15 protein-coding genes are annotated in these 17,822 nt (G+C 63.6%); 11 read left to right on the top strand and 4 right to left on the bottom strand.

What is annotated here, in order from left to right:
• Nucleotides 1–32: 32 nt before the first annotated feature.
• Both NDO55_RS09890 and feoB read left to right on the top strand, forming a co-directional pair.
• Nucleotides 33–299, top strand: coding sequence for a FeoA family protein (locus NDO55_RS09890; protein WP_252114806.1), 267 nt, complete (start codon nucleotides 33–35; stop codon nucleotides 297–299).
• Between the two features lie 8 nt (nucleotides 300–307).
• Complete coding sequence (gene feoB / locus NDO55_RS09895; protein ID WP_252115593.1) at nucleotides 308–2,158, top strand: ferrous iron transporter B; 1,851 nt, start codon at nucleotides 308–310, stop codon at nucleotides 2,156–2,158.
• 12 nt (nucleotides 2,159–2,170) lie between these two features.
• Here feoB and NDO55_RS09900 read toward each other — a convergent pair whose 3' ends face one another.
• A complete protein-coding gene (locus NDO55_RS09900; protein WP_252114808.1) occupies nucleotides 2,171–4,282 on the bottom strand; it encodes a TonB-dependent receptor plug domain-containing protein in 2,112 nt (703 codons plus the stop codon).
• Between the two features lie 225 nt (nucleotides 4,283–4,507).
• On the opposite strand from NDO55_RS09900, the gene ssb reads away from it, so the two are divergent.
• On the top strand, nucleotides 4,508–4,996 hold the full coding sequence (gene ssb / locus NDO55_RS09905) for a single-stranded DNA-binding protein (protein ID WP_279639101.1): 489 nt from the start codon (nucleotides 4,508–4,510) through the stop codon (nucleotides 4,994–4,996).
• A 3-nt stretch (nucleotides 4,997–4,999) separates the two neighbouring features.
• Here the strand turns inward: ssb and NDO55_RS09910 are convergent, their stop codons facing one another.
• Nucleotides 5,000–5,536 (bottom strand): YceD family protein, encoded by a 537-nt coding sequence (locus NDO55_RS09910; protein ID WP_252114811.1) that lies wholly within the window; start codon nucleotides 5,534–5,536, stop codon nucleotides 5,000–5,002.
• Nucleotides 5,533–6,051, bottom strand: coding sequence for a ubiquinol-cytochrome C chaperone family protein (locus NDO55_RS09915; RefSeq protein ID WP_252114813.1), 519 nt, complete (start codon nucleotides 6,049–6,051; stop codon nucleotides 5,533–5,535). Before NDO55_RS09915 ends, NDO55_RS09910 begins: the two co-directional genes overlap by 4 nt.
• Nucleotides 6,052–6,136: 85 nt before the next feature.
• On the opposite strand from NDO55_RS09915, the gene NDO55_RS09920 reads away from it, so the two are divergent.
• From NDO55_RS09920 to NDO55_RS09930, 3 genes are read left to right on the top strand one after another with little or no spacing between them, the layout of a single operon-like run.
• Entirely contained in the window at nucleotides 6,137–6,613 is a 477-nt protein-coding gene (locus NDO55_RS09920) for an outer membrane protein assembly factor BamE (protein WP_252114815.1), read from the top strand.
• A gap of 23 nt (nucleotides 6,614–6,636) precedes the next feature.
• Complete coding sequence (locus tag NDO55_RS09925) at nucleotides 6,637–7,398, top strand: tryptophan 2,3-dioxygenase (RefSeq protein ID WP_252114817.1); 762 nt, start codon at nucleotides 6,637–6,639, stop codon at nucleotides 7,396–7,398.
• The gene (locus tag NDO55_RS09930) at nucleotides 7,395–8,561 is read left to right on the top strand and encodes an aminotransferase class V-fold PLP-dependent enzyme (protein ID WP_252114819.1); all 1,167 of its coding nucleotides are present in this window, start codon (nucleotides 7,395–7,397) and stop codon (nucleotides 8,559–8,561) included. The genes NDO55_RS09925 and NDO55_RS09930 overlap by 4 nt, the downstream gene beginning before the upstream one ends.
• On the opposite strand, the gene NDO55_RS09935 is transcribed toward NDO55_RS09930, so the two are convergent.
• Nucleotides 8,558–9,202, bottom strand: coding sequence for a TetR/AcrR family transcriptional regulator (locus tag NDO55_RS09935; RefSeq protein WP_252114821.1), 645 nt, complete (start codon nucleotides 9,200–9,202; stop codon nucleotides 8,558–8,560). The genes NDO55_RS09930 and NDO55_RS09935 overlap by 4 nt on opposite strands.
• 111 nt (nucleotides 9,203–9,313) lie before the next feature.
• Here NDO55_RS09935 and NDO55_RS09940 point away from each other — a divergent pair, with 111 nt between their 5' ends.
• The 5 genes from NDO55_RS09940 (at nucleotide 9,314) to NDO55_RS09960 (ending at nucleotide 17,773) form a co-directional block, all read left to right on the top strand.
• Entirely contained in the window at nucleotides 9,314–11,650 is a 2,337-nt protein-coding gene (locus NDO55_RS09940) for a TonB-dependent receptor (protein ID WP_252114823.1), read from the top strand.
• Between the two features lie 61 nt (nucleotides 11,651–11,711).
• Nucleotides 11,712–13,025, top strand: a complete 1,314-nt coding sequence (locus NDO55_RS09945) for a spinster family MFS transporter (protein ID WP_252114825.1) — start codon at nucleotides 11,712–11,714, stop codon at nucleotides 13,023–13,025.
• A gap of 58 nt (nucleotides 13,026–13,083) precedes the next feature.
• Nucleotides 13,084–14,097, top strand: coding sequence for a hypothetical protein (locus tag NDO55_RS09950; protein WP_252114827.1), 1,014 nt, complete (start codon nucleotides 13,084–13,086; stop codon nucleotides 14,095–14,097).
• A gap of 20 nt (nucleotides 14,098–14,117) precedes the next feature.
• On the top strand, nucleotides 14,118–14,627 hold the full coding sequence (locus NDO55_RS09955; RefSeq protein ID WP_252114829.1) for a fasciclin domain-containing protein: 510 nt from the start codon (nucleotides 14,118–14,120) through the stop codon (nucleotides 14,625–14,627).
• Between the two features lie 236 nt (nucleotides 14,628–14,863).
• Nucleotides 14,864–17,773 (top strand): PAS domain-containing hybrid sensor histidine kinase/response regulator, encoded by a 2,910-nt coding sequence (locus NDO55_RS09960; protein ID WP_252114830.1) that lies wholly within the window; start codon nucleotides 14,864–14,866, stop codon nucleotides 17,771–17,773.
• The last annotated feature ends 49 nt before the right edge of the window (nucleotides 17,774–17,822 follow it).

Consider the following 17,822-nt stretch of genomic DNA (forward strand, 5'->3'; position numbering starts at 1 on the left):
GCGCTTCTCTTTATTGATAATCAATTGCAATAATGAACGAAGCCACCTCTCCGACCCTGACTCTCGACCGGCTTGGCAACGGCCAGGCAGGGCAGATTCACGCGATCGACTGGAATGCGCTCGACGGCAAGCATGCCGCGCGGCTGCGCAATTTCGGGTTCGACGAAGGCGTGTCGGTCGTCGCCTTGCATCGCGGTCCCTTCGGGGCCGATCCCATGGCCATCCGCGTCGGCCGCATGACAGTGGCCATTCGCCGCGCCCATGCTGCCGCGGTCACGGTGAGATTCGCCGCCGCGTGACCGAGACGCTGACCCGCACACCGTTGATCGCTGTTGTCGGCAATCCCAATGCCGGCAAGAGCGCGCTGTTCAATGCGCTCACCGGCGCGCGCCAGAAGGTCGGCAATTATCCCGGTGTCACCGTCGAGCGCCATGCCGGCCGCTTCATGCTCGCCAACGGGCATACTGCCGAACTGGTCGACTTGCCGGGGGCCTATGCGCTGGACGCGGGGAGCCCTGACGAGGAAGTCACCCGCAACGTCGTGCTCGGCGAGGGCGATTATGAACGCCTGCCCGATGCGCTGCTGGTGGTGCTCGACGCCGCCAATCTCGACAACCACCTGCGCTTCGCGTTGCAGCTGATCCAGCTCGGCCTGCCGACCGTCGTCGCGCTCAACATGGTCGACCTAGCCGAACGCGACGGGCTGGAGCTCGACGCGGCGGTGCTCGAGGCCGAACTGGGCGTGCCGGTCATCGAGACGGTCGCCGTGCGCCGCCGCGGGATCGATGCTGTTCGCGACAAGCTGACCGAGGCAGCCACCGGACCGCGCGACGTGCGGGAAGGTGCGGGTGTCGAGGAAGATCCGCTGACGCTGCAGCGCCGCGCGCGCGAAATCGCGATGAAGGCGATCGTGTCGGAGACCCCGACGCGCCAGTTCACGCATCGCCTCGATGGATTGCTGCTGCATCCGGTTGCGGGGCCGATCATTCTGGCCGTCCTCCTGTTCGTCATGTTCCAGGCGGTATTCGCCTGGGCTGCGCCGCCCGCCGATTTCCTCGAAGGCGTGGTGATCGGTGCGGGCGAGTGGATCGGGACCAATATGACCGACAGCTGGCTCAAGTCGCTGATCGTCGATGGATTGTTCGCAGGCGTCGGCGCGGTCGTCGTCTTCCTGCCGCAAATCCTCATCCTGTTCCTTTTCATCCTGGTCCTCGAGGGCACCGGCTATATGGTCCGGGCCGCCTTCTTGATGGACAAGCTGATGGGCCGCGCCGGTCTCAATGGCAGCGCGTTCATCCCGCTTCTTTCGAGCTTCGCCTGCGCCGTGCCCGGGATCATGGCAACGCGCACGATCGAGGATCCCAAGGACCGTCTGACCACCATCCTGATCGCGCCGCTCATGACCTGTTCGGCGCGCCTGCCCGTCTACGCGCTTATCATCGCCGCCTTCATTCCTAACCGTGAGGTCGCGCCCTTCATCGGACTGCAGGGACTGGTGCTGTTCGGCCTCTACGTCGCCGGCATCGTCGGCGCGCTGATCCTCGGCTCGCTGATCCGCCGCAAGGTAGTGAAGGGTGAAGGCGGCACCTTCATGATGGAGCTGCCCAAATATCAGATGCCGCGTATCTCCGACGTGCTGATCGGTCTGTGGCAGCGCGCCTGGATTTTCTTGAAGCGCGCCGGCACGATCATCCTCGCGACGACAATGTTGCTGTGGGTGCTGGCGAGCTATCCCAAGGCCGGCCCCGGCGAAAGCCAGGTCGAGGCGTCGATTGCGGGCAAGATTGCCAGCGGGATCGAAGTCGTCGTCGAACCGATCGGCTTCAATCGCGACATCAGCCTTGCGCTGCTTCCTGCCATGGCCGCGCGCGAAGTCGCGGTTGCAGCCATCGGCACCGTTTACGCGCTCGATGCGGAAGATGAGGATGGCCTGCAGACGCTGGAAGAACGTGTCGCCGGACGCTGGAGCCTGGCAACCGCGCTCGCCTTCCTCGCCTGGTTCGTCTTCGCCCCGCAATGCATCTCCACCATCGCGGTGACGCGGCGCGAGACCAATGGCTGGAAATGGCCGCTCTTCATGACCGGCTACCTGTTCGCCGTCGCCTATGTCGCGGCCGGCATTACCTACTGGACCGCAGTCGCCTTCGGGCTCGGATAGTCGCCGTCGCGGCTAGATATTGCCGCGAATGTTGATCTGGAAAATCTGGCCGTAGCCGCGGTCGCGTTCCTCGCGGAAGATGAAGTCCCCCGTGCGGCGCGGCGCAAAGACGTCGCGATAGAAGCGGTCCTTGCTGTCGAGGATATTGTTGAGCGAGGCAGTGACGGTCAGCCCGGCCACATCCTTATGCTCGACGAAGATGCCGGCCTGGTGCCCGCTATTATAGTCGAGCTGGATCTGCTCGAGGCGGTAGAAAGGCGTCTGCACGAAGCGGTTGATATTCGCGCCCCACGCAAAATCGGTTCCGGGGACGTCATGGCGCAAATTGGCGTTGTACTGGTAATCCATCACCGACGAGATTTCGCGCGTGTCGCCGGTCAGCGGATCCTCGATCCACGTATCCTGATATTGCGCCTGGAAGTTGAGGCGCGCGCCCTTCCAGCCGATCGATTCGAGCTCGAGCGTGCCAGCTGCGCCGAACCAAAGGGTCTCGGCGAGCGGGACGTTGCCGCGCGCTTCTTGCGTGTCGGAAATGGGGACGGTTTCGACCTTGTCCTCGATCCGCGCGACTTCGATGAAGGGCGTGATTGCGCCGATGCCGGGGAAATTCTTGGTCGCCTCGATCCGCGCGCGCCAGCGCTGCGAGGGGACGAGGCCTGTATTGGTGCCGCGATCGACGTCGTCATTGATGTCGACGGCGGCCAAGAAGTCGCCGAACGAGAGCTGGTCGACCTTGCGCTCGACCTCGGCGTTGACCGTGAAGGTGGGCGATGCGCGCCAGGCGATCGAGGCCGACCCCTTGGGGCGGACATAGCTGCGGCTGCCGCCACCGGCATCGCCGTCGACGATGATCTTGGAATATTCGCCGCCGGCATTGAGCTGGAGCGTGAGCCCGTCGGTGATCGGGAAACCGGCCGACAGAATCGCTTCGGCACGCTCTTCCTTGACCAGCGCATTGGCGCCGGGGACGGGCACCTGCGTTTCGCTGCCGCCAGCGGGCGTCACGAACAGGTCGAACTCGCTGTCCAGGCTGTTGAGCGCGCCTTCGAGGCTGAATTGCCAGTCGATCGCTTCGCCCCAGCGATATTCGCTGCGCAAGACGGTCTCGGACGACACGCTGAGCGATTCGGCGCGGTTGAGGTCACCGTCGACGTCGAGGAAGGAGCGGTCATTGGGCGAATTATCGTAGCTCTGTAGGCCGATAATCTTCAGCGAGCCCGGGCCGAGATCGAACTGATAGTCGGCACCAAGCTCGCCTTCCCAACCACCGCGGTCGAACTGCGACAATTCGCTGCCGAGGAACGCGCCGTCGCCGTCGAACACGTCGCCTTCGACGATCCCGTCAAAGTCGTTCAGCTCTGCGGCGGCGTTGATGTTGAGGACATTGCCATTGTCCGAGGTCCGCGTCAGCGAGGCGGCAAAGCCCGAACGGTTGCTCGGGTAGCGCGCAAATTCCTCGCGGCGCAGCAGCAGTTCGCCGTCGGGACCGAGGACGATCTCGGGGCCCCAATTGCCCTGGAACTGGCGGCGCGCACGCAGCGATGCATTCCATTCGGTTTTGCCCGAGCGCCCGTTGAGCGTGACGTCGCCGACAAGGAGGCTGTGGCCTACGCGATCGCGGAAGAAAGGCGACCAGCTGAAGGTGCCGCCCATCTCGCTGGCGCGATAGACGATGTTGGCGACGAGGCCATTGAGCCCGGGAATGTCGAGCGTGGCACCGTCGATAATCTCGATGCGGATCACGTCCTCGGCGTCGATACGCGACAGGGTGCTGGCAGCATCGTTGGATTTGGCCGAGACGCGTTGGCCGTTCAGAAGGATGTTCTGGCTGGCCTGACCGAGGCCGCGTTCGCGATTGTCGCTGCCGCTGATCGAAAAGCCCGGAATGCGGGTGACCATGTCGAATGCGGTACGCGGCGCGAAACGCTCGAAATCTGCGAAGGTGAAGACGCGGTTGCTTTCGCTCAGCAGGCTGCCGTCGACCGGCGAGGAGGCCGGATCGAAATCCTCGCCCATCACATCGTCGCGATCGTCCATCGCATAAGCAGGCGCAGTGGCGGCGCACGAGGCCATCAGGGCCAGCGCAATCATGCGCAGGCGTGTGCCATTTGCTTTCGAACCCAACGATGTTCCCCTTAAGCTTTCGCGTCGCCACAAACCCCGGGCGATCCTCTCAACGCCGCCAAAGCCGTGAATTTCAGATGAATGGACAGCGTTCGTTCGACGAACGGGCAGCTTGAACGGTCGAGTGGCCGATCGGGTTGCATTTCGCCATCCGTCCAAAGGGCCGTGGACAGCGCCAAGGCAGCGTTCTATCCCCGTCAGGAACATCAATTTGGAGACGTGAAAATGGCAGGCGTGAACAAGGTCATCCTGGTCGGCAATCTGGGTGCCGACCCCGAGAGCCGCAATCTCAACAATGGCGGCGAAGTGGTGAACCTGCGGATTGCCACTAGCGAGACCTGGAAGGACCGCGACGGCAACCGCCAGGAACGCACCGAGTGGCACAGCGTGGCCATCTTCAACGAGAATCTCGGCCGCGTCGCCAAGAACTACCTGCGCAAGGGCAGCAAGGTGTACATCGAAGGCCAGCTGCAGACCCGCAAGTGGCAGGACCAGTCGGGCAATGACCGCTATTCGACCGAAATCGTGCTGCAGCGCTATCGCGGCGAACTCCAGCTGCTCGACCGTCGCGAAGACGGCCCGGGCGGTGGCGGCGATTATGGTGGCAGCCAGGGTGGCTATGGCGGCGGCGGTGGTGGCGGCAACAATGCGCCGAGCCAGCGTCCGCAGCCGGCCAGCTTCGACGACGACCTCAACGACGACGTTCCCTTCTAGGGATTAGTCGCCCGATGCGTCCTTGCCGGCTTCGAGACGTTTCTTGAGGCCGGCGAGCGCGCCGAAGGCTCCCGCTTCCTCTTCGGTTTTGACGCCTGCCGCGCGCAGCCGCGCATCGGCATCGTCGACCCGCGGCCAGGGATCGAGGCTCAGCGACAAGGTGTCGACCAAAGCATCGCCGATCGCGATTTCGCGGCCGTCATGGAAGATGGTGTCCATCTCATCCGCTTCGAGTTCGATTTCTTCTTCCTCGCTGCCGGTGGCCGGCACGGGGCGGAAATCGAAGGCGAATTTCTCGTCCAACGTTTCGAGGACCGGGTCGCCGGTGGCGACGCAGGCCTGCTCGCTGGTGGCTTCCATCCGGCCCTCGACATGGACGAGGTCGCCGTCGCGCTCGATCCGATAGTCGACAATGAAACGGTCGAGCGACACGAGCCCCAGGCGCTCGGCAATTTCGGCACGCAGCGCGGCATCCGCCTTGAGACGGTGCGACCCGCTCGTCAACGTGGCGAGCGGCAGGGGGGCAAGCGGATCGGTCATAGGTCGCCCTTGATCAAAGCGGCATCGGGTTCGCCGGCCATGCGTTCGGCAACGCGGCGCAATTGTTCTTCGGCATAGGTGAGCGCGTCCTCACCCGGATCTTCGTCACGATAGACGCTGAACAGGGTGGCGGCTTTCCATTCCTCGTGGTCGGCATTTTCATCGCTGGCATGGCGCCAGCGATCGACGCGGGACGCCAATGCCCCAACAAGGCCGCGCACCTGTTTGCCGATCGTCGTGTCGAAACCCAGCTCGCGCATCTGCGAATCCATGTCGGCGATAAAGGCTTCTGTGAGTGCGACCGAAGTGCGCACCGCATCTTCCTCGCCATCCTCAAGCCGCAACGTCGCCAGCGCGACCAGGGTCGAGAGTATGGCGAAACGACCGTCCAGATCGTCGCTGACCTTGCCCTCGACATACCAATGTTTGTCGCGCGCCATCGCCACGAGCGCGGCATAGAGGCTGGCCGCCTTGGCCCCGGGCGGGGGTCCCAGCCAGCTGAACAGCTTGCGCATGCCATTTCTCCTCGTCAAAGCGCCCTTGCGCCAGCGCCGCGCTCGCCGCATAGTCCGCCGCGAACCGGCCCGGCAAGGGCAAGTAGTGAAGAAATGGGATTATCTTATGCGTGGCAACCGGCTTTTCGCCGCTGCAATCGTGGCATTGTCGCTCTCGGCCTGCGCGGGGATCCGCGACAATTCGGGCTATATCTATAACGAGGAACTGGCGACCTCGATCGAGCCGGGTATCGACAATCGCGATTCGGTCCAGGCGACGCTCGGCCAGCCGACCTTCGTTGGCCAGTTCAGCGACAGCGACTGGTATTATGTGAGCCGCCGCACGGGCACCTTCGCCTTCCGTCAGCCGCGCATGACCGATACCCGCATCGTCCGCATTCGCTTCGACGAAGCCGGCAATGTCCTCGACGTCAGCGAACGTGGCCCCGAGGCCGTCGCCTCGATCGATCCCGAAGGCGACACCACGCCGACGCTGGGCCGCGAGCGCAGCTTCTTCGAGGAAATCTTCGGCAATATCGGGCAGGTCAACCAAGGCGGGCTCCAGGCGCCGCAACAGCAATAAGATGTCGTGAAAGGGACGAGGCGATGACCGCGATCCCAGAAGACCAGACCTATGGCGAGTTCCTTGAGCTCGGCAAGCTGTTGGATGCGCAGCATGTGCACACCGATGTGCATGACGAGATGCTGTTCATCATCATCCACCAGACCAAGGAATTGTGGCTCAAGCAGATCCTGTTCGAGGTGGATTATGCGATCGATGAGCTCGCCAAGGACAATTTCCTGTTCGCCCACAAGGCTCTGAGCCGGGTCAGCCGCATCCAGACGGTGATGACGCTGAGCTGGGACATTCTCTCCACGCTCACGCCGGCCGATTACATGAAGTTCCGCCACGTCTTCGGCACGGCCTCGGGCTTCCAGTCGGCGCAATTCCGTGCTGTCGAATATCGCCTGGGCATGAAGGACCCGCGTTTCCTCAAGAATTACGATGACGGCTCGCCCGAGCGCCAAATGCTCCAAGAGGCGCTGGAGAAAGAGAGCCTGTACGAGGCGGCCAACGCGGCGCTGGGCCGTGCCGGCTTCGACATCAGCGACGAGGCGGTGATCGAGGAAAGCTGGATCGCGGTCTATCGCGACACGCTCGCGCATTCGGGGCTCTATGGGCTGGCCGAGAAGCTGGTCGATCTCGACGACGCGCTGGCGGCGTGGCGGCACAAGCATGTGCTGACCGTCGAACGTGTCATCGGCGCGCGCATGGGGACGGGCGGCTCGGCGGGTGCGGCCTATCTGCGCACGACGCTCGCCAAGCGCGCTTTCCCGGCCTTGTGGGAAATCCGGACCCGCCTGTGAGTTTCAAGCCTCTCTTTTCCAAGAGCCTGGCCGCAGCGCCCGACCGCCTGCATGTCGCGGCGCACAGCCATCATCTCTGGCCCGATGCCTCCTATGATGGTCAGGTCGAGTGCTGGAATGATGCCGCTCGGCTGGCCGATCGCAAGTGGGAGCGGGTGATGGGCGAGGTGTGGCCCGAGGCCGCTGCGAATGTCGCCGAAGAACTCGGGATGAAGCGCGAACAGCAGGACCGCATCGTCTTTGCCGCGAATACCCACGATTTCATCATCCGGCTGGCCGCCGCCTGTCCACGGCGCGGGGGCGAGAAGTTGCGCATCCTTGCGAGCGACGGCGAATTCCATTCGGCGCGGCGTCAGTTTGCGCGCTGGGTCGAGGCCGAAGAGATCGAACTGGAGACATTGCCGGTCGAACCCTTCGAAAGCTTTGCCGAGCGTTTTGCCAAGCGCGTGGCCGAGGACGAGCATGATTTGATGATGGTGAGCCAGGTGTTGTTCGGCACTGGCAAGGTCGTCGCGCCGATCGAGCCGATCGTCGATCTCGCTCGCCCCGAGGGGCCCTGGGTCGTGATCGACGGCTATCACAGTTTCATGGCGCTCGACGCGCCGTTCGGTGGCCAACTGTCGGACAAGGCTTTCTACCTTGGCGGCGGGTATAAATATGCGATGGCCGGCGAGGGCATGGGATTCATGGTCTGCCCATCGGGTTTCGGCGAGCGCCCGCCAATCACCGGCTGGTTCGCCGAGTTCGAGGATTTGTCGCTGCCGCCGGGCATGGTCGGCTATGCCAAGGATGCGATGCGCTTCATGGGCGCGACCTTCGATCCGAGTGTCCTGTATCGCTGGAATGCGATTGTCCGGATGCTGGCGGAAGAAGATTTGACGACGGCGACGATCAGCGCGCATGTCGCAGCGCTTCAGGCGCAGCTTCTCGAGGCCATTGCCGATACGCCGCTGGCTGGGGCCGAATTGCTGAACCCGCTCGATGGCGGGCCGCATGCACGCTTCCTTGCTTTCCGCCACGAAAAGGCGGCGGCATGGAGCGAAGCGCTCAAGCAGGAGGACTGCATTACCGACGTCCGCGGCAATGTCATTCGCGTGGGGCTCGGCCTCTACCACGACGCCGAGGATATCGAGGCCTTCGCGAAGCTCGCTGCGGCGCTCTAGTCGCGGCGCAGGCCCTCGGCCATCAACCGGTTGGCCGCGGCGGCGACCTTGGCCGGGTCCTCGTCGCCCCAGACGCTGAAGCGCAGCCCAAGAAATACGTTCATGCCCATGACCGCCCAAGCGCGGACTTCGGAATCGAGATCGCTTGTCGCCGGCGTCATTTCTTCCGATTCATCGAGACGGGCACCGATACGCGCTGCCGTGCCGCGATAATGCTGCTCGAACCCTTCGGGATCGACGAATTCGGCCTCGTCGATGATGCGATAGACTTCGGCCTGCGTGCGGGCGAAGCGGAGGAAGGCTTCGAGCGCTGCGCGTTCGCGATCGATCCCGTCCTCGACATCGGCAATGGCCGGCGCAACCGCATCCGCGACGCGCTGCGACATGTCGGCGACTAGCGCGCGGAACACTTCCTCCTTGGAATCGAAGTAAGTGTAGAAGGTGCCGAGCGCGACCTTGGCGCGCTGGGTGATGGCGACGATCGAGGTTTCACCAAAGCCGACCTGCCCGAATTCGACCCGCGCGGCGTCGAGAATCTTGGCCCGCGTCGCCAGCCCGCGTTTGGTGCGCGGCAGCTTCTCGCCGCCGGCATTTTCGCCCTTCGGCGATGTGCTTTTTGAAGTGTCGATCCCGTCCCCCATGACGCTTCATGTAGCAAAAGTTGAAACTCGGTTCAACTTTCAGTATGGAGGTCTGCAACAGGGGCGGTCTTGTCAGGAAGATTGGCCCCGAAGGAACAAGGGGAGGATTTCATGACTCGCACCATCATGCTCGGCGCAACCGTTTCGCTGGCCGCGCTCGCCACGCCCACTTTCGCGCAGGAAAGCGCCACACAGCAGCCGCCCGAGGCCGACGCCACGACGGCGACCAATGCCGAAGGCCAGGACAATGACGAGGGCGAGATCATCGTCACTGCGCGGCGTAATGCCGAGGCACTGACCGACGTGCCGGCCTCGATCTCGGCTTTCAACGAGCGCTCGCTCGATCGCTTGCAGGCCAACGATACGACCGGGCTCCAAGGTGCGGTCCCCAACCTCAACATCGTCCAGGGCCGCGGTTCGTCCAACGCCACCAACATCTATATTCGCGGCGTCGGCCAGCCCGATGCGTTGCAGACGTTCGACCCGGCGGTCGGCGTCTATGTCGACGACGTCTATTACAGCCGCATCCGTGGCACGCAGATGGACCTGCTCGACCTCGAGCGTATCGAAGTCCTGCGCGGCCCGCAGGGAACGCTCTACGGCAAGAACACGATCGGCGGCGCCATCAAGCTCATCTCGCGCCGCCCGGGGGACGAGACGCGCGGCAGCCTCCAGTTCACGCTCGGCAGCTATAATCGCTTCGACCTGAAGGGTGTCTTCTCGACCCCGATCGCCGACAATGCCGGTATCGGGTTCGCGGTACTGACGGCGGACCGCGACGGTTTTGTCGAGGATGTGTTCGGCAACCGCAAGTTCAACAACAAGGACACGTTCGCGGCGCGCGGCTCGCTCGCCTTCGACCCGGCCGACAATGTCCGGCTCGACGTCAGCGTCGACTATGCGCGCGATGATGCCGGTCTGACCGTGGGCCAGCCGATCAATCCACTGACCGACCTGTTCGGCCTGCCGCTGGTCGATGGCGACATGATGCCGCTCGTCGACATCACGCCCAATCCCGATCCCGACGACTACGATTTCACCGGGCGCGTCACGCCGGGCCTCCCCAACTCGACCAAGCTCAAGCATGGCGGTGTCACCGGCACCATCGGTGTCGACCTCAGCAACACGCTCGAATTCAAGTCGATCACCGCGTTCCGCCAGCTGATCACCGACGACTATATCGATATCGACGCGACCGAGCTCGAAACCGGCGACGTGTTCGTCGGCGTCGACCAGGAACAGTTCAGCCAGGAATTGCAGCTGCTCATCGACGCCTCGCGCGTCACCGGTGTGGTCGGCCTCTATTATCTCAACGAGAATGTCGCCTCGCACCAGGAGGCCTATGCCGACGACCTGGTCGGGCCGATTCTCGGCAACCCGACCTTCCTGCGGACCATCGACGATGATCTCAACACCAAGAGCTATGCGGCCTATGCCAATTTCAGCCTCGCGGTGACCGATCAGCTCAACCTGTCGGCGGGCATCCGCTACACCAACGAGGAAAAGGATTATTTCCGCACCACCTCGACCTTCTCGTCCAGCCCGCTGCTGACCAGCGCCGCGCCGTTCGTGTTCGAGCCGGAAGATAGCTGGGACGACATCTCGCCGATGGCCAGCATCGACTTCTCCCCGACGCCCGACACCTTGCTCTATGCGCGTGTCGCCAAGGGCTTCAAATCGGGCGGCTTCAACGGCCGTGCCAACAATGCCAGCGAAACCCGCCCCTATGATCCGGAGACGGTGTGGAGCTACGAAGCGGGTGCCAAGGCCTCGATCAACAACCAGCTCGATATTGCGGCGGCGGTCTTCCACAACGACTATCGCGACTTCCAGGCGCGCGTTGCCGGCTTGGCCGAGGATGAGAATGGCTTGCCCGTGCCGTCGCTCGCGGTGCTCAATGCCGGCGAGCTGCAGATCCGCGGCGCCGAACTGGAAGTCGTCTACCAGCCCGTTCCGCTGCTGCGCCTCGATGCGCAGATCGGCTATCTCGACGCCGAATATAAGGAATTCGACGATGATCGCTTCGTCGATTTCGGCGGCAGCCGCGCCTTCCAGGAGCCGGCCTTCAGCCCCGATTGGACGATGCGTTACGGCGCCCAATATGGCACCGAATTCGGCGATGGCAGCGTCCTGACCTTCGGCGGTCAGGCCAAATATAAATCGCGCCACGCGCTGGCCGTCGACAATACCGCCTTCCTCGGCACGCTAGTGCAGGTCGGCACGGACGATGAGATCGAAGGCCTGTTCCAGGACGATTTCTGGCTGTTCGACGCGCGCGTCGTCTACGAGATGCCGCAGCACGGCCTGTCACTCGGCGTCTATGGCAACAATCTGTTCGACCAGCGCTACAAGACCGACGGCCAGGAATTCTCCTCGGTCGGCTCGATCCGCACTGTCTATTATGGCGCACCGCGCACGGTCGATGTGCGCGTGACCTGGCGCTTCTGAAATCACGGCATGGGCGCGCGGGCTCTTTCCCGCGCCGCGCGCCCACGCTAGCACCTTTGCCATGACTGTTACCGAAACCGCGCCGGCCCGACCGGTCATCGCCAATCGCAACGTGATGATGGCGATGCTCGTCATCGCCTACACGCTCAATTTCATCGACCGGCAGATCATCGGTATCCTTGCCGAGCCGATCAAGACCGACCTCGGCCTGACGGATGGCCAGCTCGGCTGGATGGGCGGCACGGCCTTTGCGTTGTTCTACACCATCCTGGCGATCCCGCTGGCGATGCTCGCGGACCGCAAGAATCGCAGTTGGATCATCGCCATCGGCCTCACCGTCTGGAGCGCCGCGACGGCGATTTGCGGCCTGGCCCAGAATTTCTGGCAGCTCTTCCTCGCGCGCATGAGTGTCGGCGTCGGCGAAGCGGCAGGCGTGGCGCCGGCCTATTCGCTCATCAGCGATCTCTATCCGCCCGAAAAGCGTAGCCGCGCTCTCGCCATTTTCTCGCTCGGAATCCCGATCGGCTCGGCGCTGGGCGTGCTGTTCGGCGGCCTGGTGGCGGCCTCGGTCGACTGGCGCACCGCTTTCATCACCATCGGCATCATCGGCGTCCTGTTCGCGCCCATTTTCAAATATTTCGTCCGCGATCCCGGCCATGGCCATTCGACCAAGCCGCTTGCCGGCGAGGAGCCCGACCGTAGCGAAGCCGCACCGACGGCCGATGCGCCCAAGATCGGCGAGGTCTTCAAGACCATCGCTGCCAAACCTAGCTTCTGGTTTCTCGCATTCGGTGCGGGCCTCGCCAGCATGGCGGGCTATGGCTTTGCCTTCTGGATGCCGAGCTTCCTCGCCCGCAGCTTCGAACTCGGACTGGTTGAGCGTAGCTGGCTGTTCGCGGGCATCCTCTTCTTCGGCGGTGCTGCCGGCATCTATGGCGGCGGCGTGCTGGGCGACCGGCTCGGCTCGCGCGCGGTGGGCGGCTATGCCAAGCTCATCTCGATCGCCTTCGTGATCACCTTGCCGGCCTATTTGCTCGCATTTTCGAGCACGAGCCTGTGGGTCGCTTTCCTCCTCTTCCTCATTCCCACCGCGCTGGGCCTGATGTGGCTGGGGCCGATCGTCACGGCGGTCACCAAGCTGGTGCCCGCCAACATGCGCGCGACTGCCTCGGCGCTGTTCCTGTTCATCAATAACCTCCTCGGTCTCGGCCTCGGGTCGCCGCTCATCGGCGAGATTAGCGATGCGCTGACGCCCATCTATGGCGACGAGGCGCTGCGTTACTCGGCAATGGCAACGACCCTGGTCTATGCGGGCGCGGCCTTGTTGATGGCATTGGCCGCAAAAAGGCTTCACCGCGACGTCGTCGAGGCCTAGGCCGCCGGAACTGGCGCAAAGCGAGCATCGTTCCTGTCTCCAAGAAGGAGACGCAACCATGCGCAACATGATCTTGGCAGCTGGCGTAGCCAGCCTGGCGCTCGCCGTGCCCGCCATCGCGAGCGGCAGCGCCGACAGTGAAGAAAACATCAGCCAGGACCGTGGCAACGGCAATGGGAATGGGAACGGCAATCGCGGCAATGGCAACGGCCGCGGCAACGGCAATGCCCAAGGCAACCAGGATCGCGGTAATGATTTGCGCGAAGACCGCCGCGACCGCGCCGAGGATCGCCGCGAAGCCCGCCGCGAGCGTGTCGAGGATCGCCGCGAGGACATCCGCGATCGCCGCGAAGATGCGCGCGACCGGGCCCGCGATCGCTACGAAGACCGCCGCGACCGCTATGATGACGGGTTCGACGCCCGCCGCGTCGTCTACGAGGCCGACCGCTATCGCTATGACGGCCGCGATCGCCGCGGCTATGTCGACGGCTGCCCTCCGGGTCTTGCCAAGAAGAATAATGGCTGCCTGCCGCCGGGCCAGGCCAAGCAGATTTACGGCCAGCGCGTGCCGGCCTCCTATGCCGACCGCCGCCTCGTCGGGCCTTATGCCGACTGGTACGGGCGCGACAATGATTGGGAATATCGCCTCGGCCGCGAGTTCATCTATCGCATCGGCGGCGACGACCTCGTCAGCGGGCTGATCCCGCTCTACGACCGTCGCGGCTACTATTACCCGGTCGGTTCGCGTTATCCCGACGCCTATGACAGCTACAACCTGCCCTACCAGTATCGCTCATACTATCGGGACGATTATTATCGCTATGGCGACGGGGCGATCTATCGGGTCGATCCAGAGACGCAGCTGATCCAGTCGGTCGCGGCGCTCCTGACCGGAGATGTCGCGGTGGGCCAGCCGCTACCGGCCAGCTATCGTACATATAACGTGCCCTACAGCTATCGCGATCGCTATTACGACCAGCCCGACGGCTATTATCGCTATAGCGACGGCTACATCTACCGGGTCGATCCGGAGACCATGCTGGTCGCCGAAATCGTCGACGCGGTCCTGTAGAAGAGGGAAGAGATTTGATCATGAAGACACGATTGATTGCGCTTGCCGCTGCGCTCGCGCTCCCGCTTGCAGCCTGTGGTGGCAATGCGCCCGAAAGCGTGACCGAGGCCGATGCCGATCCCGGCACGCTGAGCGGCGCCATTCCTGCCGACAGCCAGTTCGCCGCTGCGATGGAGGCTGCCGGGCTTGCCAACCTGTTCGACGGACCGGAACCCTATACGGTGCTGCTGCCGCCCGACAGCGCATTTCCCGAAACGCTGCCCGAGGATGCCGAGGCGGTGGCGGAAATCGTGACGCTGCATATCCTGCCGGGTACCATCCTCGCCGAGGATCTCGTCGCTGCGCTCGACCAGAATGATGGCAGCGTGAGCCTGCCCAGCTATGGCGGGGCCAATCTCGATGTCTTGCGCGACGGCGATGCCATCCGCGTCTCGGTCGGCGGTAACAGCGTGACGCTGACGCCGGGTGAGGCAGAGCTCGAGGACGGCGCGGTCCATTCGATCGACGGCCTCCTGCAGCCGCCGGCCTGACACTTACCTCCGGTCCGGAGGTGAAAACCCTGTGAAATTCTACGGTTGGGTCCGGATAGGACCGGCTATGACGGGTCTTCTGCACTCGCACCCCTTACGCTCGCAGACAGCGTGCGGGGCGCGAGTGTGGAGGTTGCAAGATGAAGGCAGTACCGTGCGAAGCGGGCCGTAGCCCCGACCCTGCCGAGCGGGACATGGAACCGTCCGTTTCCCGCGATCTGGTCGGCTTGGGAGCAATGATATTGCTTTTGGCGGCCGTGATTGCGCTGACCCCGTCATTCGGTGTTCCTGCTCCCCTGTCGCTGACGCTGGCAGCGGTCGGTGCGGTCGCCGCCATCGCGATTGTCTGGCAAAGGCTCAGGTCGCGCCGACACGCCTTGATGCGCGAACGCACGACCCAATGCCTCCTCACTCGAAACATTGCCGATAATTGCGGGAGGGGCGTGGTCCAGTTGACCCTCGACGGCAAACCCGTTTGGGCCAATGCCGCCTGGGAAGAGTTGACGGGCGCGCCAGCGGATTCGTCACAATTGGACGCGCTGCGCCGACAACTGGCCCGGGATGATGCCGACCGGGTCGCCTCGCTCTGGCAACGGTGCCGGGTCACGAAGGAGCGTGCGGCGGTCGAAATCTGCTGGGCCGGACGCCGGCACGGCAGCGAACGGCAATTGCGCCTGTCCATCGATCCGTTGCTCAACGATCATCGCTGCGAAGGATTCCTGCTCTTCATCGAGGACCGCACCGACAGGCGCCGCGATGCCGAAGCCTTGGAGACCAGCGAGGACCTTTATCGCCTCGTGACCGAGAATAGCCGTGACATCATCATCCGCATGAGCCTCGACGGCGTCCCGCTTTACGTGTCCAAGGCATCTCAGCGCGTGCTCGACCTCGCGCCCGAAGAGATGGTGGGCACCTCGATGCGCGAGTTCGTCCATCCCGAAGACTGGAGCCTCTTCGCGCGCATCTTTTCCGACAATCTCATTGGCGACGACGCCCCCGAGCTTCGCTACCGACAGCGCCGCGCCAACGGCAAATATCTTTGGGTGGAGGCCAGTTTCCGCCCTGTCTTCGATTCCAAAAGCGGCATGGCGCGCGAGCTCGTAGCAACCCTGAGGGACATCCATCGTCGGCACCTCACCGAACAGATTGTCTACGACAGCGCGACCAAACTGCGCGAGACCAACCGCCTTCTCGTGCTCGCGGAGGAGCTGGCGCAGGTGGCGCATTGGCGGCTCGACCTGGGCGATGGCAGCCTCGATCATGGCGGGGAGTTCAACCGCATTCTCGGATTGCTCCCCGGAAAAGGCGTGAAGCTCCGTGCTGCACTGCGCCTGCTCGTCCCGGGCGACCGCAAGCGGCTGTTTGCGGCGACCCGCGAAGCGATTGCCCGGTCGGGCTCTGTCGATTGCGCAGTCGACATACGGATCGATCCCGATGAACGCCGGCACTTGCGCATCGCCATCCAGGGCGATCGTGCCCGCTCCGGTGCGCTTAATGGCATTTTCGGCGTCGTCCGCGATGTGACCGAACAGTATGAGGCCAATGCCGAACTCGTGCAGGCGCGCGACCGGGCGCAGCAGGCGGCGCGAACCAAATCGAACTTCCTCGCCACGATGAGCCATGAAATCCGCACGCCGATGACCGGCGTCCTCGGCATGATCGATCTCATGCGCGACAGCGAGGACACGACCCGGCAGCAGCATTATCTGGAAACGCTCAAGCGCAGCGCGGACCACCTCATGACGGTGCTCGACGACATTCTCGATTTTTCCAAGATCGAAGCCGGGCACCTCGTTTTCGAGCAGCGTGATTTCAGGCTCGAGCGGCTGGTCAATGAGACTGTCGACCTGTTTGCAAGCGCGGTCCGTTCGAAGGGGCTCCAACTCGATATCGAACGAGACATCGGCGATGCGCGGCCGGTGCAAGGCGATCCGGCTCGCTTGCGCCAGGTCCTATCGAACCTGCTGTCCAACGCGGTGAAATTCACGCCGTCGGGCAAGATCGTCGTGCGCGTCGAGGCAGGTTCGCAGATCGACCATCAGCAATGGCGCATCAGCGTGCGCGATAGCGGAATCGGGATCGCGCCCGACGCGCTCGATCAGTTGTTCCAGCCATTCACGCAGGCCGATGCGTCGACCTCGCGGCGCTTCGGTGGCACGGGTCTCGGCCTGTCGATCACGCAGGCGCTGGTCGAAGGCATGGGTGGAAAGCTGCATGTCTCGAGCGAGAAGGGCGTCGGCTCGACATTCACGGTCGAACTGGACCTGCCGGACGGTATCGAGCCCGAACAGCAAGCCGAAAAAACGCACGCTAAAGGGATCGAGCAACCGACCCCGCGGCGCGTTCTTGTCGCTGAAGACAATCCGGTGAACCAGATGCTGGTGCGTGCCGTTCTGGCTGGCGCGGGTCATGCCGTGGAGACTGTCGGGGACGGCCGCGCGGCGGTCCGGCTCGCTAATGAAAGCCGGTTCGATGTCATCGTCATGGATATGCAGATGCCCGAACTGGACGGATTGGCCGCGACCCGCGAAATTCGCCGCGCCGAGGGCGATAACCAGGACGTGCCGATCATCGCCTTGACCGCCGATGCCTCGCCCGAACGCCGGCGCTTCTACGAGGGCGCTGGGCTGACGGCGTTCCTGACCAAACCGATCGACCAAGCGCTCCTGATCGCCACCATCGAAGAACTGACGGCCTCCCCCCTCGACATGCAAGCAAAGGACAAAGCCGTGGACACCCAGACCAAGCGGCTTGCCGCCGACGATACGCAGGGCTGTTTTGACAAGGAAAGATTGGACGAACTTGGTGCCGCCCTCGGGGCCGCCCGGTTGGGCGATATGTTGGGGCTCTTGAAGGTGGAGCTGGAATTACGTCCCGAGCTCCTCGCGACGGCGCTCGACCATGACGATGTGGACGAGTTGCACGACCTTGCGCACAGCCTCAAGGGCGCGGCATCTAGTGCCGGCGCTATCGCGGTCGCGAAGATTGCAGCCCAGTTGGAGCGCAGCGACGATCCGGTGGCATTGCGGGCCTTACTCGATGATCTCGATTTGGCGGTCGAGCGCACGCTGGAAGCACTGGTCGACCAAGTGCCGGCGCTCGATGGTGACAATCAAACGGCAAGTGTCGCCGGCGGCGCCGCTTGAAGCGCTACCCCGCCTCGACTTATCCACAATAGAAGGGCTGGCGCACCCG

The organism is Sphingomicrobium sediminis, from assembly GCF_023805295.1.
In the GTDB taxonomy this organism is placed as follows: Bacteria; Pseudomonadota; Alphaproteobacteria; order Sphingomonadales; family Sphingomonadaceae; genus Sphingomicrobium; species Sphingomicrobium sediminis.

What these genes read in the sequence shown, in the direction of transcription:
- NDO55_RS09890 (WP_252114806.1), top strand. Translation starts at nt 33, where the DNA reads ATGAACGAAGCCACCTCTCCGACCCTGACTCTCGACCGGCTTGGCAAC.
- ssb (WP_279639101.1), top strand. Translation starts at nt 4,508, where the DNA reads ATGGCAGGCGTGAACAAGGTCATCCTGGTCGGCAATCTGGGTGCCGAC.
- NDO55_RS09910 (WP_252114811.1), bottom strand. Translation starts at nt 5,536, where the DNA reads ATGACCGATCCGCTTGCCCCCCTGCCGCTCGCCACGTTGACGAGCGGG.
- NDO55_RS09915 (WP_252114813.1), bottom strand. Translation starts at nt 6,051, where the DNA reads ATGCGCAAGCTGTTCAGCTGGCTGGGACCCCCGCCCGGGGCCAAGGCG.
- NDO55_RS09925 (WP_252114817.1), top strand. Translation starts at nt 6,637, where the DNA reads ATGACCGCGATCCCAGAAGACCAGACCTATGGCGAGTTCCTTGAGCTC.
- NDO55_RS09935 (WP_252114821.1), bottom strand. Translation starts at nt 9,202, where the DNA reads ATGGGGGACGGGATCGACACTTCAAAAAGCACATCGCCGAAGGGCGAA.
- NDO55_RS09940 (WP_252114823.1), top strand. Translation starts at nt 9,314, where the DNA reads ATGACTCGCACCATCATGCTCGGCGCAACCGTTTCGCTGGCCGCGCTC.
- NDO55_RS09945 (WP_252114825.1), top strand. Translation starts at nt 11,712, where the DNA reads ATGACTGTTACCGAAACCGCGCCGGCCCGACCGGTCATCGCCAATCGC.
- NDO55_RS09950 (WP_252114827.1), top strand. Translation starts at nt 13,084, where the DNA reads ATGCGCAACATGATCTTGGCAGCTGGCGTAGCCAGCCTGGCGCTCGCC.
- NDO55_RS09955 (WP_252114829.1), top strand. Translation starts at nt 14,118, where the DNA reads ATGAAGACACGATTGATTGCGCTTGCCGCTGCGCTCGCGCTCCCGCTT.
- NDO55_RS09960 (WP_252114830.1), top strand. Translation starts at nt 14,864, where the DNA reads ATGATATTGCTTTTGGCGGCCGTGATTGCGCTGACCCCGTCATTCGGT.